The sequence below is a fragment of the Azospirillum sp. TSO22-1 genome (assembly GCF_003116015.1).
In the GTDB taxonomy this organism is placed as follows: domain Bacteria; phylum Pseudomonadota; class Alphaproteobacteria; order Azospirillales; family Azospirillaceae; genus Azospirillum.
Genome location: NZ_LGQZ01000148.1, coordinates 17855 through 34987, shown reverse-complemented (window position 1 = coordinate 34987; position 17133 = coordinate 17855). Strand labels below are relative to the sequence as shown.

The window sequence follows — 17133 nt, the reverse complement described above, 5'->3', positions numbered from 1 at the left end:
GGGAGAGGGAGGGGCCCGCTCGGAACGAGCGGGAGGGTGAGGGAAAGTGCAAGGATCCTCGGCTTTACCCTCACCCGGCCGCTGCGCGGCCACCCTCTCCCGGGACGGGAGAGGGGCTTTACGCGCCGGCCCGCCCCGCCACCAGGACCTCCGGTCCCGGTTCGGGCGCGTACAGCGCCTCGACCAGGGCGGCGCGGCGCGCCAGCACCGCCTTCTGGTTCAGCGAGCCCTTGTCGGTGATCTCCCCGGCGTCGAGCGACGGCCGCTCCTCCAGCAGGATGGCCCGGCCGATGCGGTTCGAGCTGCCGGTGCTGGTCCGCGCGAACTCGTCGAGCAGCGCCTGGAAGCACGCCCGCACCTCGCTCCGGCGCAGCACTTCGGCGTCCGACAGGTCGCGGGCGAAGTCCGGGCAGGCGTCGCGGCAGGCCGGCACGTCGGGGACGATCAGCATGGTCACGTCGTCGCGGTCGTGCCCGGCGATCACCACGTCGCTGACCAGCGGCGCGAAATGGCGCAGCACCGCGCCGCGCAGCGTGCTGACGCTGACCCAGGTCCCGGTCGCCAGCTTGAAATCCTCCGAGATGCGGCCGTCGAAGACGAAGCCGAGGTCCGGCCGCTCCGGATCGACGAAGCGCAGCGCGTCGCCCATGCAATAGAAGCCGTCCTCGTCGAACGCCTTGGCGGTCAGCTCGTCCTGGCGCCAGTAGCCGGGCATGATGGTCGGACCGCGCAGGCGCAGTTCCAGCTTCTCGGCGGTGGGCACCAGCTTCACCTCGACGCCCGGCGCCGGGACGCCGACGATGCCCGGCTGCTCGACCGGCCGGTTGCAGATCAGCGCCGCCGGCGCGGTCTCGGTGGAGCCCAGGCTGGTGACGAACACCACGCGCTGGCCGCAGGCGTCGATGGCAAGGTCCTCCAGGCTGTCCCAGATGTGCGGAGACAGGCCGGCGCCGGCGTAGAACAGCACCTTGAGGCGGCTGAAGAAGCGCTTGCGCAGCTCCGGCTCGGCACGCAGGTGGGGCACCAGCGCCTCGTAGCCCTTGGGCACGTTGAGGTAGAAGGTCGGCGCCACCTCGCGCAGGGTGGCGACGGTCGGCAGGATGCCGTCGGCGACCGGCTTGCCCTCGTCGATATAGAAGGTGCCGCCGTTGTAGAGGGCCATGTTGAAGTTGTGGTTGCCGCCGAAGGTGTGGTTCCACGGCAGCCAGTCCACCAGCACCGGCGGCTCCTCGGCCAGGAAGGCGAAGACCTGCCGCAGCATCTGCTGGTTGCTGCACAGCATGCGCTGGGTGTTGATCACCCCCTTGGGCATGCCGGTCGAGCCGGAGGTGAACAGCAGCTTCGCCACCGTGTCCGGCCCCACCGCGGCATGCGCGGCATCGGCGGCCGGCGTCGGCACCGTGGCGAGAAGCTCGGCGAAGTTCGTCGCGGCGATCCCCTCGGACGCGCCGTGCGTCACCACCATTTCGACACCCGCCGGCACGGCGGCGCGCAGGGCGGCGGCGTAGCGGGCGCCGTCGGCGGCGAACACCAGCCCCGGCGTCGCCAGCCCGAGCACATGGCGCAGCTTGCCGAAATCGGTGCTGACCAGCGAGTAGGCGGTGGACACCGGGGCGTAGGGCACCCCGGCGTACTGCGCGCCCAGCCCGAGCAGCGCGTGCTCGATGTCGTTGCCCGACAGGATGGCGACGCCGCGCTCGCGCGTCAGCCCACGGTCGATGAGCGCCTGGGCGATGCCGCGCACCCGCGCCAGCGCCTCGGCGTAGGTCACCTCGCGCCAGCCACCGCCGGGCGCGCGCTGGGCGAGGAACACCCGGTCCGGGGCCTCGCGCGCCCAGCGCTCCAGGCACAGGGTCAGCTTGTCGGGATAGTCCTCCAGCGCGCTCTCGGAGCGCACCAGCATGGTCCCGTCCGGCTGCCGCTCCACCGCCACGCCCATCCCGCCGAGACGGACCTCGCGCATCAGTTCCATCATGAGCGTTCCTCCCATGAACGCGCCGGGGATTTTCCCCCTGGCCTGTTTGTTCGTTGTCCGTGCCGCCGCCGGCGGCCAAGCGGCTTTCTGTCCACCCTGAACCATCCCTTTCCGTCATCCCCGCGAAAGCGGGGATCCAGTGCTCGCGTCTGCGAGCCACATGACTCATGTCGCCCCTGTCGGGGCTCTTCCTGGATCCCCGCCTTCGCGGGGATGACGATCGAAAGAGGTCCAAGCCGTTTCGCAAGCCCCCTTAGAACTCCGTCACCTTCTTCGCGCGCTTCTCCAGGAAGGCGCGCAGGCGCTCCTTGGCGTCGTCGCTGCCCTGGGCGACGGCGGCCATCAGCGCCTCCATCATGAAGCCCTGGCGCGGATCGGCCTCGGCGATGCGGGGCAGCGCCTGGATCACCGCGAAGTTGGTGAGCGGCGCGTTCGCCGCGATGCGGCCGGCGAGGTCGAGCGCCTTGTCCAGTCCAGCACCCGGCTCCACCAGATACTGCGACAGGCCCAGCGCGTAGCCGGACTCGGCGTCGTGGACGCGGCCGGTCAGCATCATGTCGGCCATCCGCGCCACCCCGATCAGGCGCGGCACGCGCACCGAGGCGCCGCCGCCGACGAAGATGCCGCGCTGCCCCTCGGGCAGGGCGTAGTAGGCGCTGCGCTCGGCGACCCGGATGTGGGCGGCGCAGGCCAGCTCCAGCCCGCCGCCGACGACCGCCCCCTTCAGCACGGCGACCACCGGCACGCGACCGAACTCGATGCGCTCGAAGGCGCGGTGCCACATCATGGAGTGCGACACGCCCTCGACGGTGCTGCGCTCGGTGATCTCCGAAAGGTCGAGGCCGGCCGAGAAGTTCTCGCCCTCGCCGGCCAGCACCACGGCCCGCGCCTCGACCGGCAGAGCCTGGAAGAACGCCTCGATGCCGAGGATGGTGTCGTCGTTGAGCGCGTTGCGCTTCTCCGGCCGGACCAGCGTCAGGAGCGCCACGTCGCCCCGCAGTTCCGCCCGCAAGGAGGAGGGCAGCGCGCTCTCCAGAATTCTCTCACCCCACCGCATCGGCGACCTCTAAGTTACCAAACATGATTGTTATGTTTTATAACATTCAGTGACAGCGCGTCAAGCGCCGACGAACCGGTCAGCGCAGATCCGGCGGCAGATAGGCGACGGTGAACGCCCCCCAATGGCGGCCGCGCACCGCGATGGGAACGTTGGCGAGCTTCATCAGCACGAAGCGCCCGCCGCCCATGTCGCGCCGCATGGTGTGGATCGCCGGCTTGCCGACGCGGGCCGCCTTGAGCGTCGCGCGCATGGCGTAGATCCGCCGGTTGCGGCAGTTCGCCGTGTTCCACACGGGGTCGGCGCCCTGCGGCTGCGAGTACTTCAGATTGTGCGTCGGCAGGTAGGCGTTGCGGTCGCTGGCGATGGCGAAGGCGACGCGCGGGCTCATCGCCAGGACGGGCTCCTGGATCGGCGGCAGCACGCGGTCGGTGAAGGGAGTGAAGGCGGTCAGGAACTGCTCGGGGTTGCTGCCGGGGATCGGCCGGTAGGCCTCGTCGAACAGCTGGTCGAGGGTCAGCTCGCCGCGCGCCACCGCGTCCTCGAAGGCGCTGATGGTCTGCTCCGCCGCCCGCCGCGCCGCCTCCAGGAACGGCGTGTCGTCGGTGGGCACCGGGCTGACGCCGATGAAGTCGATCAGGTCCTCGCAGGTCTCCAGCAGGGCCGCCAGCCGCCGGTCGGCGGCGCCGAGGCTGCCGGACGAGGTATCGACCGAGCCCTCCAGCTCGTCCAGCTCGCGCTGCAGGCCGGCGCAGTTGCCGAGGTTGGTGTGGGCGCTCGACGCGATGGTCTGCACCGAGCCGCCGACCGTGCCGAAGTCCGTCTCGATGCCGACGATGAAGCCCTCGATGAGGCCGGTCGCCTCGCGCGCCCGCCCGCCGCAGGTGGAGGCGGCGGCGGTCTCGCGCACCAGCGCCTCCACCTGGGCGGCCAGGGTGCGCACCGTCTCGCCGATCTGCAGCGTGGCGCGCCGCGTCTGCTCGGCCAGATCCTTGACCTCGCGGGCGACGATGGCGAAGCCGCGCCCGGCCTCCCCCGCCCGCGCCGCCTCGATGGTGGCGTTCAGGGCCAGCAGGTTGGTCTGCTTGGCGATGGTCTCGATGACGCCGGAGAAGGACGCCACCTGCCGCAGCGACTCGTCCACCCGGTCGAGCTGGGCGTCGATGCGCCCCACCCCCTCGATCAGGTCGGTGATGTTGCCGACCGCGTTCTGCAGCGCCTGGCGCGAGTTGCGGATCTCCTCGACGGCGTGCGCCGAGACGGTGCGCGTCCCGGCGGCCAGCCCGTCGATCTCGCGGTTGGCCGCCATCATGGTCTCCGCCGCGCCGCGCAGGTGGCGGAACTGCTCGCCCTGGCGGGCGACCACGGCGGCCACCGCGTCGACGTTGGTGGTGATGTCGGCCAGCTCCAGCCCGAGGTCGCCGATGCGCCGGCTCGCCTCGTTGAGGACGGTGACGGCCGTCTCCGTCGTGTCGGGAGCCGTCGTATCGGGGACAGCCTCGCCGTCCTGCGGGCGCTGGAAGGGGGGGATCGCCATGGTCGGGTCTCGGCCGTCAGTGGGACATCAGCACCGGCAGCGTCATGTGCGCCAGGATGTGCCGGGTGCCGCCGCTGCGGTGCAGGTAGGGGAAGCCGATGTGGCCGTGCGCGCCCATCACCAGCAGGTCGGCGCCGGTGTCGGCGGCGCGGTTGAGCAGCAGGTCCATCACCCCCAGCCCCTCGGCCGCCAGGCAGTCCACGGTGGCGGCGATGCCGTGCGCCTCCAAGTGCTTGAGGCAGTCGCGCGCCGCCGCCCGCTCGTCATCGGGGTGGGCAACGAAGGTGACCACGGTCGCCTCCTCGCACCCGGCGATCAGCGGCAGGGCGTCGTTGAGGGCGCGCGCCGACTCCCGGCTGTGGTTCCAGGCGATCAGCGGGCGCCGGCCGACGCTGTCGACCGCGCCGACGTAGGGGATGACCAGTCCCGGCCGGCCAGCGTTCAGCACCACCTGCTCGGCCAGCCCCTGCGGCACCGGCGACGGCCCGTCGCCGGCGTCCTGGCCGAGGATCGCGAGGTCGTAATGATGGGCCTCCTCGATGACGGCGTGGACGACCTCCTGCCCGGCGCCGCGGTTGGCGTCGCGCCACTCGGCGCCGGGCAGCCCCTCGGTCGCCCGGGCGAAGGCGGCGCGGCTGGCGGCGGCGGCCTCCTTGTAGGCGTCGCTGGGCCACGTCGCGACGACGCCGACGGAATGCGCCTTGCCGCTTTCGGCGAACAGCCCGGTGAGGCGGGCGCCGTGCCGGCGGGCCAGGGCGACGGCAAGGTCCAGCCGCACCGCGCAGCGCGCGCCGTGGTCGAGGTGGACGAGAAGGTTCTTCAGCGACATGACGGGTCTCCGTTACGCGGCGCACTCGGCGAAGCCGAGGTAGCTCTCGATGACGCGGGGATCGTTCGCCAGCGTGTCCGCCGGGCCGTGCAGGGTGACCGAGCCGGTCTCCATCACGTAGCCGTAGTCGGCGATGCGCAGCGCGGCGCGGGCGTTCTGCTCGACCAGCAGGATGGCGACGCCGGTGCGGCGCAGGTCGGCGACGAGGTGCAGGATCTCCTTCACGATGCGCGGGGCGAGGCCGAGGCTCGGCTCGTCCAGCATCAGCACCTTGGGCCGGGCCATCAGCGCGCGGCCCATGGCGAGCATCTGCCGCTCACCGCCCGACAACGTGCCGGACGCCTGTTTGCGCCGCTCCTTGAGGCGCGGGAACAGGGTGTAGACCTCCTCCAGCGCGGCGGCGACGCGCTCGCCGCGCGGCCTCGTGTAGGCGCCGAGGCGGAGGTTGTCCTCCACCGACATGGTGGCGAACAGCTCGCGCTTCTCCGCCACCAGCGAGATGCCGGCGGCGACCCGCGCCTCGATGCTGTCGTGGCCGAGCGCCCGCCCCTCGAAGCGGATCTCGCCTCCCGCCGGCAGGATGCCCATGGCGGCGTTGAGCAGCGTCGTCTTGCCCGCGCCGTTGGCGCCGATGACGGTGACGATGCGGCCGGCGCCCAGCTCCAGCGACACCCGGCGCACCGCCTCGATCTTGCCGTAGGCGACGGAGACGTCGCGCAGTTCGAACACAGGAGCGCTCATTCGATGCCTCCCAGATAGGCTTCCAGCACCGCCGGGTTGCCGCGGATCTCGGCCGGCAGGCCTTCGGCGATCTTCACGCCGAACTCCATGACCACCAGCCGGTCCACCAGCCCCATGACGAAGTCCATGTCGTGCTCGACCAGCAGGATGGTGGTGCCCTCGTCGCGCAGGCGGCGCAGCAGGTCGCCCAACGCCCGCTTCTCGGCGTGGCGCAGGCCGGCGGCCGGCTCGTCGAGCAGCAGCAGCATGGGATCGAGGCACAGCGCCCGGGCGATCTCGACGATGCGGCTCTGCCCCAGCGCCAGCGTGCCGGCCGGCCGGTGCAGGCTGTCGCCGAGGCCGCAGCGCTCCAGCTGCCGCGTCGCCTCCCAGCGCAGCCGCTCCTCCTCGACGCGGTCGAGGCGCAGCACCGCCTGCGCCACCCCGGCGCGGCCGCGCAGGTGGGCGCCCAGCATGACGTTGTCGAGCACGCTCATGGTGGGGAGCAGCTTGACGTGCTGGAAGGTGCGCGCCACGCCGCGCCGCGCGATGGCCCGCGACGGCAGCCCGCCGATGCGTTCGCCGAGCAGGCGGACCTCGCCGGCCGAGGGGCGCAGGACGCCGGTGACGAGATTGAACGTCGTGCTCTTGCCGGCGCCGTTCGGCCCGATCAGGCCGATGATCTCGCCGGCCCGGACCGAGAAACCGACGTCCCTCACCGCGACGAGGCCGCCGAAGTTCTTCTGCAGCGCGTCGATGTCGAGCAACGTTTTGCCCGGCACCGGGAAGGCGCGGCGCGGCAGGTCCTCGGCGCCCGGCTTGGCCGGTTCCGGCGCCCGTTCGGGCAGGAAGCGGGTCACCAAGGGCCACAGGCCGTCGCGGGCGTACTGCAGCAGGACCACCAGCAGCGCGCCGAAGACGATCGCCTCGTAGTTGCCCGAGCCGCCGAACAGCCGCGGCAGGACGGCCTGCAGCTGGTCCTTCAGCACGGTGACGAGGCCCGCCCCCAGCACCGCGCCCCAGACGTGCCCGGCGCCGCCGACCACCGCCATGAACAGGTACTCGATGCTGGCGTTGAGGCCGAAGGGCGTCGGGTTGACGGCGCGCTGCACGTGGGCGAACAGCCAGCCCGACACCGCCGCCAGCAGCGCCGCGTAGACGAAGGCGATCAGCTTGGCGCGGCCGGTGTCGACGCCGAACGCCTCGGCCGCCGTGACGCCGCCGCGCAGCGCGCGGATGGCGCGGCCGACGCGGGAGTCCAGCAGGTGGAAGGTCGCCACCGCGGCCAGCAGCACCACCGTCCAGATCACGTAGTAGACGGCGCGCCCCTCATAGAGCGCGATGCCGGCGACGCTCAGCGGCGGGATGCCGGAGATGCCGTCATGGCGGCCCAGCTCGTCGAGGTTGCCGAAGAGGTAGAACAGGCTGATCGCCCACGCCATGGTGCCGAGCGGCAGGTAGTGCCCCGACAGCCGCACCGTCAGCAGCCCGAGCCCCCACGCCGCCACCCCGGTCAGCGCCAGCGCCGCCGGTAGGCTCAGCCACGGCGACAGGCCGTACGTCGTGGTCAGCACCGCCGTGGTGTAGGCGCCGAAGCCGCAGAAGGCGGCCTGCCCGAAGGAGGTCATGCCGCCGACGCCGGTCACCACCACCAGCCCCATCACCACCAGCGACGACAGGCCGATGTAATTGAGCAGTGTGATCCAGAACTCCGGCGTCGCCGGGACGAGCGGCAGCAGGACGCCGACCGCCAGCGCCGCGACGGGAAGGACGCGCCTCATTCCTCGTCCTCCACGTGGGTCGAGCGCAGCGAGCGCCACAGCAGGACCGGGATGATGATGGTGAAGACGATGACCTCCTTGAAGGTGCTGGCCCAGAAGGAGGCGAACGCCTCGACCAGCCCGACCAGGATCGCCGCCGCGGCGCCGAGCGGATAGCTGACCAGCCCGCCGATGATGGCGGCGACGAAGCCCTTCAGCCCGGTCAGGAAGCCGGTGTCGTAGAAGACCGTGGTCACCGGCGCGATCAGCACCCCCGACAGCGCGCCGATCAGCGCCGCCAGCGCGAAGGCGATGCGCCCGGCCGCGGTGGTGGGGATGCCGACCAGCCGCGCGCCCAGCCGGTTGACGGCGGTGGCGCGCAGCGCCTTGCCGGTCAGCGTGTGTTCGAAGAAGGCCCACAGCGCGGCGATCAGGCCGCCGGTGACGCCCAGCACCCACAGGCTCTGCCCGCTGACCAGCGCCGGCCCGACCTCGAACATGGCCGCGGTCAGCGGGGCGGTGCGGAACCCCTCCGCCCCGAAGACCAGCAGGCCCAGCCCGACCATCGCCAGATGCACGCCGACCGCCGCGATCAGCAGCACCAGCACCGACGCCTCGGCCAGCGGCTGGAACACCAGCCGGTAGAGGAAGGGGCCGAGCAGGGCGAGCATCGCCAGCGTCAGCGGCACCTCGGCCAGCGGGCCGAGCTTCAGCGGCACCGCCACCCACGTCGCCAGCAGCAGGGCGGCCGGCGCGCCGATGTCGCCAGCCAGCGCTTTCGCCAAGCGCCGCGGCCGGCGCGCCGCCGGGTCGCGGATCACGTCCGCGGCGAAGGCGGCGAGGCCGAGGGCCACGGTGAACCACGCCGTCATCGGGAAGACGCCGCGCTCGAACGCCGCCAGCGTCAGCGCGCCGTAGGCGACGAACTCGCCCTGGGGGATGAAGATGACGCGGGTGATGGTGAACACCAGCACCAGCGACAGCGCGAGCAGCGCGTAGATCGCGCCGTTCGTCACGCCGTCCTGGGCCAGGAACAGCACGATGGTCGAATCCAAGGATACCTCCGTGAGGGCGCGCACTGCCCTCCCCCGCCTCCGGCGGGGGAGGGTTGGGTGGGGGCAGTGAATTCCCGGGATGGCCGTTGCCCCCACCCTCCCCGCTTCGCGGGGCCCCTCCCTCCCCCGCCGGAGGCGGGGGAGGGCCTCAATGCCTCACTTCAGCAGCTTCCAGCCGCCCTTCTCGATGGTCAGCAGCACGTAGCCGCGCTGGTCGAGCCCAAAATGGTCGTCCTTGGTGAAGTTGTAGACGCCCTGGCTGGCCGGGATCTCCTTCTCGTTCTCCAGCGCGTCGCGCAGCGCCGCGCGGAATTCCTTGCTGCCCGGCTTCGCCGTCTTGAGGGCGACGGGAACCACGCGCTTCAGCACCTCGATGGCGTCGTTGGTGTGGGCGCCGAACTGGGTGCGGGTGTTGGCGCCGTACTTGGCTTCGTACTTCGTCACGTAGTCGGAGGCGACGGCGCGCACCGGGTGGCCCTCCGGCAGCTGATCGGCGACCATGACCGGGCCGGAGGCCAGGATGGCGCCCTCCACCGCGGCACCGCCGATGCGGATGAAGTCGTGCGTGACCGCGCCGTGCGTCTGGTAGATCGGCCCCTTGTAGCCGCGCTCGCGCAGCGTGATCTGCGGCAGCGCCGCCGCGGTGCCCGACGCGCCGACCAGGATGGCGTCCGGCCGCGCCGCCAGCAGCTTCAGCGCCTGCCCGGTCACCGAGGTGTCGGCGCGCGCGTAGCGCTCCTCCGCCACCAGCTTGAAGCCGCTCGCATCCGCCAGCGCCTTCAGGTCGCGCAGCCAGAAGTCGCCCCAGGCGTCGGAAAAGCCGATGAAGCCCACGGTCTTGACGTTGTTGGCGCGCATGTGGGCGATGACCGCCTTGGCCATCAGCGTCACGTTCTGCGGCATGCGGAAGGTCCACTTGTCCGCCCCCGCCGGCAGGTCGATGGGCGACAGCGAGAGCTGCGGCACCTCGCTCTCGCGCGCCACCCCGGCCACCGCGATGGCCGCCCCGGTCATCACCGAGCCGAGCAGCACGTCCACCTTCTCCTCGGTGACGAGGCGGCGGGCCTGGGTGGTGGCGGTCGTCGGATCGGAGGCGTCGTCGACAACGATGACGCGCAGCTTCTCGCCGGCGATCGTCTCGGGAAACAGCGCGGCGGTGTTCTTCGCCGGGATGCCCAGGGCGGCGGTGGAGCCGGTGGCGGGGACGATCAGGCCGACGGTGACGTCGGCCAGCGCCGCGCCCGGCAGCGCCGCCGCCACCCCGGCGGCAAGAAGAACGCGGCGCAAGCCACGGCAGGCGGTAGAACGGATCTCGGTCATGCGTTCCCTCCAGGATGCGGTCGTGATTTTTTGTTGGATGCGCCCCGGGCCGAGGCAGCGCGTGTCGGCGCCCTCACCCATCGTGCGCGTTTGCGCGCTACGCTAATTGTGATTTTGTATAACAGTTATGTTTGCGTCGGTAAAGCGCCGAGTGAGGCGCCCCGCCCGTCCGCCGGGGGACCGACCGGCGGCACCGCGCGTGCGGCCAAAAAAAAGCCGGATCGCCGGTGCCGCGCCGTTGGCGGGGCACCGGCGATCCGGCGAGTGGGACGCGCAGAAACAGTCCCGGACCGTCACCTCATGGGGGCCGGGTCAGGCCCCCAGCTTTGGGATCGTGTGCGTACCGAGCGCCATGCAGATGTTCTTCGTCTCCATGTAGAAGTCGAAGCTGTAGTCGCCGCCGTCGCGGCCGATGCCGCTGGCCTTAGTGCCGCCGAAGGGCGTGGGCAGGTGGCGGTTGTTCTCCGAATTGATCCAGACCATCCCGCTTTCCAGCGCCAGGGCGACGCGGTTGCCGCGCGCACCGTCCCGCGTCCAGACATAGCCGGCGAGGCCGTAGGGCACGTCGTTGGCGAGGCGCACGGCTTCCGCCTCGTCCTCGAAGAGGATGACCGTCAGCACCGGGCCGAAAATCTCCTCCTGCGCGATGCGCATGCGGTTGTCGGCGCCGGTGAACAGCGTCGGGCGCACGTAGTTGCCCTCCGTGCCCAGCTCCTCCGCGCGGGTGCCGCCGACGCGCACCTCGGCGCCGTCGCTGCGCGCGATGCCGCAATAGCCCAGCACCTTGTCCAGGTGACGGCGATGGATCAGCGGGCCGACCTCGGTCCGCGGGTCCAGCGGATGGCCGACCTTGATGCGCGCCACGCGCTCCGCCAGACGCGCGACGAACGCGTCGTGGACGCCGCGCTGGACGAGCAGGCGCGAGGAGGAGGTGCAGCGCTGGCCGTTCAGGCTGTAGATCATGAAGGTCACGGCGTCGAGCGCGCGGTCCAGGTCGGCGTCGTCGAAGACGATGACCGGGTTCTTGCCGCCCAGCTCGAAATGCACGCGCTTCAGCGTCGGCGCGCCCTGGGTCATGATCAGGCTGCCGGTGGCGGATTCGCCGACGAAGGCCACGGCCTTGATGGCCGGGTGCTCGGTCAGCGTCTTGCCGGCCTCTTCGCCGAGGCCGTTGACGAGGTTCACCACGCCGGCCGGCACGCCGGCCTCGGTCATGATCTCGGCCAGCAGCATGGCGGTCAGCGGGCTCCACTCCGCCGGCTTGTGCACCACGGTGCAGCCGGCGGCCAGCGCCGGCGCGATCTTCCAGGTGGACAGCATGAAGGGCGTGTTCCACGGCGTGATCACCGCCACCGGGCCCAGCGGCTGGCGCACCGTGTAGTTCAGATGCTCGGCCGCGGGCAGCGACAGGCCGTTGCCGGCCTCCGCCGCGCGGTCGGCGAAGAAACGGTAGTTCTCGGCGCCGCGCTCGGCCGCCTTGCTCATGAAGCGGATGGGCTGGCCGGTGTCCATGGATTCGACCAGCGCGATCTCCTCCGCGCGCGCCACGATCAGGTCGGCGACGCGGTGCAGGATCACCCGCCGCTTCTCCCCGCCCAGCGCAGCCCACGCCGGGAACGCCGCCTGCGCCGCGCGGGCGGCGGCGTCCACCTCGGCCGCGGTGCCGGCGGAGACCTGATTGAGGACACGGTTGTCGATGGGCGACAGGTTGTCGAACAGCTTGCCCGGCGCGCCGGCCACCGGCTTGCCGTCGATGAAGTGCCCCAACGGCTGGTCCTGGAAGCGGGCGAGGCAGGTTTGCGCCTTGGTCAGGTTGGTCTCGAATGCGCTCGTCACGACGTTTCACTCCCCCGGCACGCGCGGCGCGGAATCCTCCCGCGCCAGACGATTGCGATGTTAATATTTAACATGTTATGTTTCTTGCCGTGGCTGTCAAGCGGTTTCGGTATCGGGAAAGCCACGCTATGTTTGTGGATTGGAAGAGTCGGAACCATGAGCGCGATCTTGTCCCGAACCAAAGCCGCCGATGATCTGCGCGCCTTCTCGCGCTCCCTGCCCATGGCGCTCCTGAAGGCGCGCGAGGCCGTGATGGCGCGCTTCCGCCCGCTGCTGCGCGAGCACGACGTGACCGAGCAGCAATGGCGCGCGCTGCGCGCGCTGACCACCGTGGAGGGGCTGCGCGCGGGCGAGCTGGCGCGGCTGAGCTGCATCAGCATGCCCAGCCTGTCGCGCATCCTGAAGACGCTGGACAAGCGCGGCCTGATCGCCCGCAGCAGCGAGGATTCCGACCAGCGCGCCGTGAACATCGCCATCTCGGACGAGGGACGCCGCCTCGTCGCCCGCATCGGCCCGCACAGCGAGCAGCGCTACGCCGACATCGCCGAGGCGTTCGGCGCGCGGCGCCTGGAGGCGCTGTACGCCGAGCTGGACGCGCTGACCAGCTGCCTCGCCGTGGACGGCGAGATCCCGCTGCCCGACGAGGACTGAAGCGCGCCTAGTAGCCGCCCCCTCCCGCCGTCGCCCGCTCGCCGCGGAAGGCCGCGGCCAGGCTGCCGGCAGCGCGGGCGTAGAGCGTGGTGTCCACGCCAACGCCGACGAACAGCGCCCCCCCGGCCGCGTAGCCGCGCGCCAGCGCCTCGTCGGTCGCCAGCACGCCGGGCGCCTTGCCGACGGCGGCGACGCGGGCGATGCCGTCCTCGATGGCGGCCTTCACCTCCGGGTGCCCCGGCTGGCCGATCAGGCCCAGCGAGGCCGACAGGTCGGACGGCCCGAAGAACACGCCGTCCACCCCCGCGACCGCGGCGATGGCGTCGAGGTTGTCCAGGCCGCGCCGGGATTCGACCTGCACCAGCAGGCAGATCTCCTCCTCCGCCCGGTTCAGGTAGCCGGGGATGGCGTTCCAGCGCGAGGCGCGCGCCAGCGCCGCCCCCACCCCGCGCACGCCGTGCGGCGGGTAACGCACGGCGGCGACCAGCGCCGCCGCCTGCTCCGCGCTCTCGACCATCGGCACCAGCAGGGTCTGCGCGCCGACGTCCAGCATCTGCTTGATCACCGCCGTGTCGCCGATCACCGGGCGGACGATGGGATGGCTCGGGTACGGTGCCACCGCCTGGAGCTGGGCGAGGACGGAGCGCACGTCGTTCGGCGCGTGCTCACCGTCGATCAGCAGCCAGTCGAAGCCGGCCCCGGCGGCGATCTCCGCGCAGTAGGGATCGGCGAGGCCGAGCCACAGGCCGAACTGGGGGCGTCCTTCCCGGAGCGCCCGCTTGAAGGGGTTCTTCGGCAGATCCATGGCGGTGCCCTCAGACGAAGCGGATGGCGACGGAGCCGGCCGGCCCATAGTCGGCGTGCACGGTGTCGCCGGCCTTGACCGGCACCGGCCGGGTGAAGGAGCCGGCGAGCACCACCTGCCCCGGCTCCAGCGCCACGTCGTGGGCGGCGAACTTGCGGGCCAGCCAGGCGATGCCGTTGGCCGGGTGGTTCAGCACGCCGGCCGCCACGCCGGTCTCCTCGATGGCGCCGTTGCGGTAGAGCAGCGCCGCGACCCAGCGCAGGTCCACGTCCAGCGGCCGCATCGGCCGGCCGCCCAGCACGACGCCGGCGTTGGCCGCGTTGTCGGAGATGGTGTCCATCACCTTGCGCGGCCGTTTGGTCTCCGGGTCCAGGCGGTGGCAGCGGGCGTCGATGATCTCGATCGCCGGCACCACGTAATCGGTGGCCGAGAGCACGTCGAAGATGGTGACGTTCGGCCCGGACAGGCGGTCCTTCAGCACGAAGGCCAGTTCCACCTCGACCATCGGCGCGATGAAGCGGCCGGTCGGCACCTCGCCGCCGTCGGTGAAGACCATGTCGTCGAGCAGCGTGCCGTAATCCGGTTCGTTGATCTGCGAGGACTGCTGCATGGCGCGCGAGGTCAGGCCGATCTTGTGGCCCCACACCGTGCGGCCCTCCGACCGCTTCAGCGACACCCAGGCGCGCTGGATGGCGTAGGCGTCCTCGATGGTGACGTCGGGGTGGTCGAGCGAGATCTGGCGGATCGGCGTGCGCGTCCGCTCGGCCTCGTGCAGGCGGTGCGCGGCGGCGCGGATGACGTCGGGGGACAGCATGCGGGTCAGGCCTTCCTGTAGCGCGCGTGGATGTTGTTGTGCTTGTAGGTGCCGCCCTCGCTGAACTCGGTCAGCTCCATGGACAGCGCCAAGAAGCGGCGTGAGAAGAGGTCGGCGAAATGCTCCTTCACGGCGGCGAAGAGGTCGTCGCAGGCCGTCTTCTTGACCTCGTCGGAGCGGCCGGAGCCGATCTTCAGCGTGATGTGGACGAAGGCGTCGTCCTCCGTCCCGTCGGCCACGCAGTAGTCGGTCAGCCGGACGGCGCGCGAGCGGATGCCGCCGGTCGGGAACGCACCGCCCTGGGCGATCAGGATCCGGTTGATCGTCGCCAGCAGCACCGGCATGCGGGCTTGCGTGGCGATGTTGTCGGTGTATTCGACGATCACGTGCGGCATCGCTCGGCTCCCTTCGAGCATTTGTCGTTTCGAAGCCCCTCTCCCCTTGAGGGAGAGGGGCTTCTTGATGAGGTGAAAGCAACTTCAGCGGACCGGGAAGACCGCGTTGATCTGGCCGGTGCCGGAGCTGGGGAAGTACGGCGTCACCACCTCCACCCTGCCCTGGTACTCGTCCCAGCCGAGCGCGCCCAGCAGCATGGCGGTGTCGTGCATGGAGCCCTCGCCCCAGCACTTGTCGGCGTACATCGGCAGCATGGCGGTGAAGGTCTTCCAGTCGCCCTTCTCCCACAGCTCGATCACGCGCCGGTCGACCTGCTCCAGGAACGGATCCCAGATCTTGTCGAGGTACTGGTCGGAGACGCCGTTCTGCGCGAAGCGGTGCGAGAGCGAGCCGCTGGCGAGGATCGCCACGGTGCCATCGTATTCCTCCTCGATGGCGCGGCGCACGGCGCGGCCGAGCGCGACGCTGTCCGGCAGGTTGTGCACGGTGCACAGCGCGGAGATGGAGACGACCTTGAAGTGCTGGTCCTCGTTCATGTAGCGCATGGGCACCAGCGTGCCGTACTCCAGCGTCAGGCTGGTCCGGTCGTGCGCGCGGGTGTGCACGCCGCCCCGCGTCGCGGCGTCCGCCATCAGATGGCCGAGCCGCGGGTTGCCGGGATAGGCGTACTCCAGGTTCTTGATGAAGTGCGGCAGCTCGTTGCTGGTGTAGACGCCCGAGAAGTGTTCGGCGCAGTTGACGTGATAGCCGGAATTGACCAGCCAGTGGGTGTCGAACACCACGATGGTGTCCACGCCGAGATCGCGGCAGCGGCGGCCGATCTCCTTGTGGCCCTGGATCGCCGGCTCGCGGCAGCCGTGGTGCGGCCCCGGAAGCTCCGACAGGTACATGGACGGGACGTGGGTGATCTTCGCGGCGAGGGCCAGGGTGCCCATGGGGTTTCCTCCAGGTTTATGGTTGTTGGCCGGCGGTGATGGTGTTGACGAGGCGGCCGACGCCCTCGATCTCGGTGACCACCTCGTCGCCGGGACGGACGTCCACCAGCCCCTCCGGCGTGCCGGTGAGGATCACGTCCCCCGGCCCCAGAGTCATGAAGGAGGACAGGGTGGCGATCAGGGTCGGCACGTCGAAGATCATGTCGCGCGTGTGCCCCTCCTGGGTCACGCGGCCGTTGACCAGCGTGCGCAGGCGCAGGTTCATGGGGTCCGGCACGTCGGCGGCATCGACCAGCCAGGGGCCGAGCGGGGTGCAGCCGTCGCGGTTCTTCACGCGCAGGTTCGGCCGGTAATAGTTCTCCAGGTAATCGCGCACGGCGTAGTCGTTGGCGACCGTGTAGCCGGCCACCACCTCGTACGCCCGCTCCTTCGGCACGTCGCGGGCGGTGCGGCCGATGACCACCGCCAGCTCGCACTCGTAGTGCATGAAGGCGACGCCGTCGGGCCGGCGCGTGCGGGCGCGGTGGCCGACGATGGTGTTCGGCCCCTTCAGGAACACCAGGGGCGTCTCCGGCGCCTTGAAGGCCAGCTCTCGAGCGTGGTCGGCGTAGTTGAGGCCGAGCGCGAAGACCGTGCGCGGCGCCACCGGCGGCAGCCAGACCACCTCCTCCTCGCCGAGCAGCCGGCCGTCGGCGAGGCGGAGCCCGCCGTTCTGCTCGGTGGCGTGCCCAGTGACGTGATGGATCGCCCCTTCGAAGGCGACGCGGGCGCGCTTCATGGGAGGTCTCCTTCCAGGATCACGTCCAGCCGGCCGATGCCGTCGATCTCGGCGGCGACCTCATCGCCCGGCCCGGCCTGCGGCAGGTCGAGCGCGACGCCGGCCAGCAGCACGTCGCCGGCCTCCAGCGTCATGAACTCCGTCACGTCGGCGAGCAGCCGCGGCACCGGCCGTACGAGGTCGGACAGGCTCCGCTCCGCCGCCACGCGGCCGTTCACCAGCGTGCGCACGGTGAAGGAGGACGGGTCGCCCAGCGCATCGCGCTCCACCACGCGCGGCCCCAGCGGGCAGGCGCCGTCGAAGCATTTCTCGCGCACCGGCGGGCGGTAGACGCTGGCGCAGGGAAGCGAGAGGTCGAGGGCGACGGTGTAGCCGGCCACCGCCCGCAGGGCGGTCGCCTCCTCCAGCCGCGTGGCCGGCGCGCCGAGCACGACGCCCAGCGTGGCGCCCAGCGTCACGCGCCCGGCCCCCTTCGGCAGGCGCACCCGGCTGCCGGTGCCGGCGTGGGTGTTCCATGGCTTGATGTAGAGGACGGGGGCCTGCGGCGGTTTTCCGTAGGGCGGCCGGGTCAGCGCCGCGCCCATCCGCTCCAGCGAGGGGCGGTCGTTGAGGACGGTGCCGTACACCGTCCCCTGCACGGGCGGTCGGGTGAGCGATTCCATGGA

At 71.3% G+C, this 17133-nt stretch carries 16 protein-coding genes; 1 reads left to right on the top strand and 15 read right to left on the bottom strand.

Translation table 11 applies throughout. From position 1 onward, the window contains the following. Positions 1-118 precede the first annotated feature (118 nt). From TSO221_RS30745 to hpaE, 9 genes are all read right to left on the bottom strand, one after another. On the bottom strand, positions 119-1975 hold the full coding sequence (locus TSO221_RS30745) for a feruloyl-CoA synthase (RefSeq protein ID WP_109122318.1): 1857 nt from the start codon (positions 1973-1975) through the stop codon (positions 119-121). Between the two features lie 253 nt (positions 1976-2228). Then, positions 2229-3032: a crotonase/enoyl-CoA hydratase family protein gene (locus tag TSO221_RS30740; protein ID WP_109122317.1), complete on the bottom strand. Its 804-nt coding sequence runs from the start codon at positions 3030-3032 to the stop codon at positions 2229-2231. Between the two features lie 79 nt (positions 3033-3111). Then, entirely contained in the window at positions 3112-4569 is a 1458-nt protein-coding gene (locus TSO221_RS30735) for a methyl-accepting chemotaxis protein (RefSeq protein ID WP_109122316.1), read from the bottom strand. Positions 4570-4585: 16 nt separating this feature from the next. Then, entirely contained in the window at positions 4586-5398 is an 813-nt protein-coding gene (locus TSO221_RS30730) for a universal stress protein (protein WP_109122315.1), read from the bottom strand. Between the two features lie 12 nt (positions 5399-5410). Then, complete coding sequence (locus tag TSO221_RS30725; protein ID WP_109122314.1) at positions 5411-6139, bottom strand: ABC transporter ATP-binding protein; 729 nt, start codon at positions 6137-6139, stop codon at positions 5411-5413. Continuing rightward, the gene (locus tag TSO221_RS30720; RefSeq protein ID WP_109122313.1) at positions 6136-7899 is read right to left on the bottom strand and encodes a branched-chain amino acid ABC transporter ATP-binding protein/permease; all 1764 of its coding nucleotides are present in this window, start codon (positions 7897-7899) and stop codon (positions 6136-6138) included. Before TSO221_RS30720 ends, TSO221_RS30725 begins: the two co-directional genes overlap by 4 nt. After that, positions 7896-8933 (bottom strand): branched-chain amino acid ABC transporter permease, encoded by a 1038-nt coding sequence (locus TSO221_RS30715; RefSeq protein WP_109122312.1) that lies wholly within the window; start codon positions 8931-8933, stop codon positions 7896-7898. Before TSO221_RS30715 ends, TSO221_RS30720 begins: the two co-directional genes overlap by 4 nt. A gap of 156 nt (positions 8934-9089) precedes the next feature. After that, entirely contained in the window at positions 9090-10253 is a 1164-nt protein-coding gene (locus tag TSO221_RS30710) for an ABC transporter substrate-binding protein (protein WP_109122311.1), read from the bottom strand. A 312-nt stretch (positions 10254-10565) separates the two neighbouring features. Beyond that, complete coding sequence (hpaE, locus tag TSO221_RS30705; RefSeq protein ID WP_109122310.1) at positions 10566-12089, bottom strand: 5-carboxymethyl-2-hydroxymuconate semialdehyde dehydrogenase; 1524 nt, start codon at positions 12087-12089, stop codon at positions 10566-10568. A 156-nt stretch (positions 12090-12245) separates the two neighbouring features. Here hpaE and hpaR point away from each other — a divergent pair, with 156 nt between their 5' ends. After that, positions 12246-12740, top strand: a complete 495-nt coding sequence (hpaR, locus tag TSO221_RS30700; protein ID WP_109122309.1) for a homoprotocatechuate degradation operon regulator HpaR — start codon at positions 12246-12248, stop codon at positions 12738-12740. A 7-nt stretch (positions 12741-12747) separates the two neighbouring features. On the opposite strand, the gene hpaI is transcribed toward hpaR, so the two are convergent. The 6 genes from hpaI to TSO221_RS30670 all read right to left on the bottom strand — a co-directional run bounded on the left by hpaI (position 12748) and on the right by TSO221_RS30670 (position 17130). Continuing rightward, positions 12748-13545: a 4-hydroxy-2-oxoheptanedioate aldolase gene (hpaI, locus tag TSO221_RS30695; RefSeq protein WP_109122308.1), complete on the bottom strand. Its 798-nt coding sequence runs from the start codon at positions 13543-13545 to the stop codon at positions 12748-12750. 10 nt (positions 13546-13555) lie between these two features. Beyond that, positions 13556-14359 carry a 2-oxo-hept-4-ene-1,7-dioate hydratase gene (gene hpaH / locus TSO221_RS30690; protein ID WP_109122307.1) on the bottom strand — a complete coding sequence of 268 codons (804 nt, stop codon included), beginning with the start codon at positions 14357-14359 and terminating at the stop codon, positions 13556-13558. Positions 14360-14364: 5 nt separating this feature from the next. Continuing rightward, positions 14365-14754: a 5-carboxymethyl-2-hydroxymuconate Delta-isomerase gene (locus TSO221_RS30685; RefSeq protein ID WP_109122306.1), complete on the bottom strand. Its 390-nt coding sequence runs from the start codon at positions 14752-14754 to the stop codon at positions 14365-14367. Between the two features lie 84 nt (positions 14755-14838). Next, a complete protein-coding gene (gene hpaD / locus TSO221_RS30680; RefSeq protein WP_109122305.1) occupies positions 14839-15690 on the bottom strand; it encodes a 3,4-dihydroxyphenylacetate 2,3-dioxygenase in 852 nt (283 codons plus the stop codon). 16 nt (positions 15691-15706) lie between these two features. Next, complete coding sequence (locus TSO221_RS30675; protein ID WP_109122304.1) at positions 15707-16468, bottom strand: fumarylacetoacetate hydrolase family protein; 762 nt, start codon at positions 16466-16468, stop codon at positions 15707-15709. After that, positions 16465-17130 carry a fumarylacetoacetate hydrolase family protein gene (locus TSO221_RS30670; RefSeq protein WP_109122303.1) on the bottom strand — a complete coding sequence of 222 codons (666 nt, stop codon included), beginning with the start codon at positions 17128-17130 and terminating at the stop codon, positions 16465-16467. Before TSO221_RS30670 ends, TSO221_RS30675 begins: the two co-directional genes overlap by 4 nt. Positions 17131-17133 lie beyond the last annotated feature (3 nt).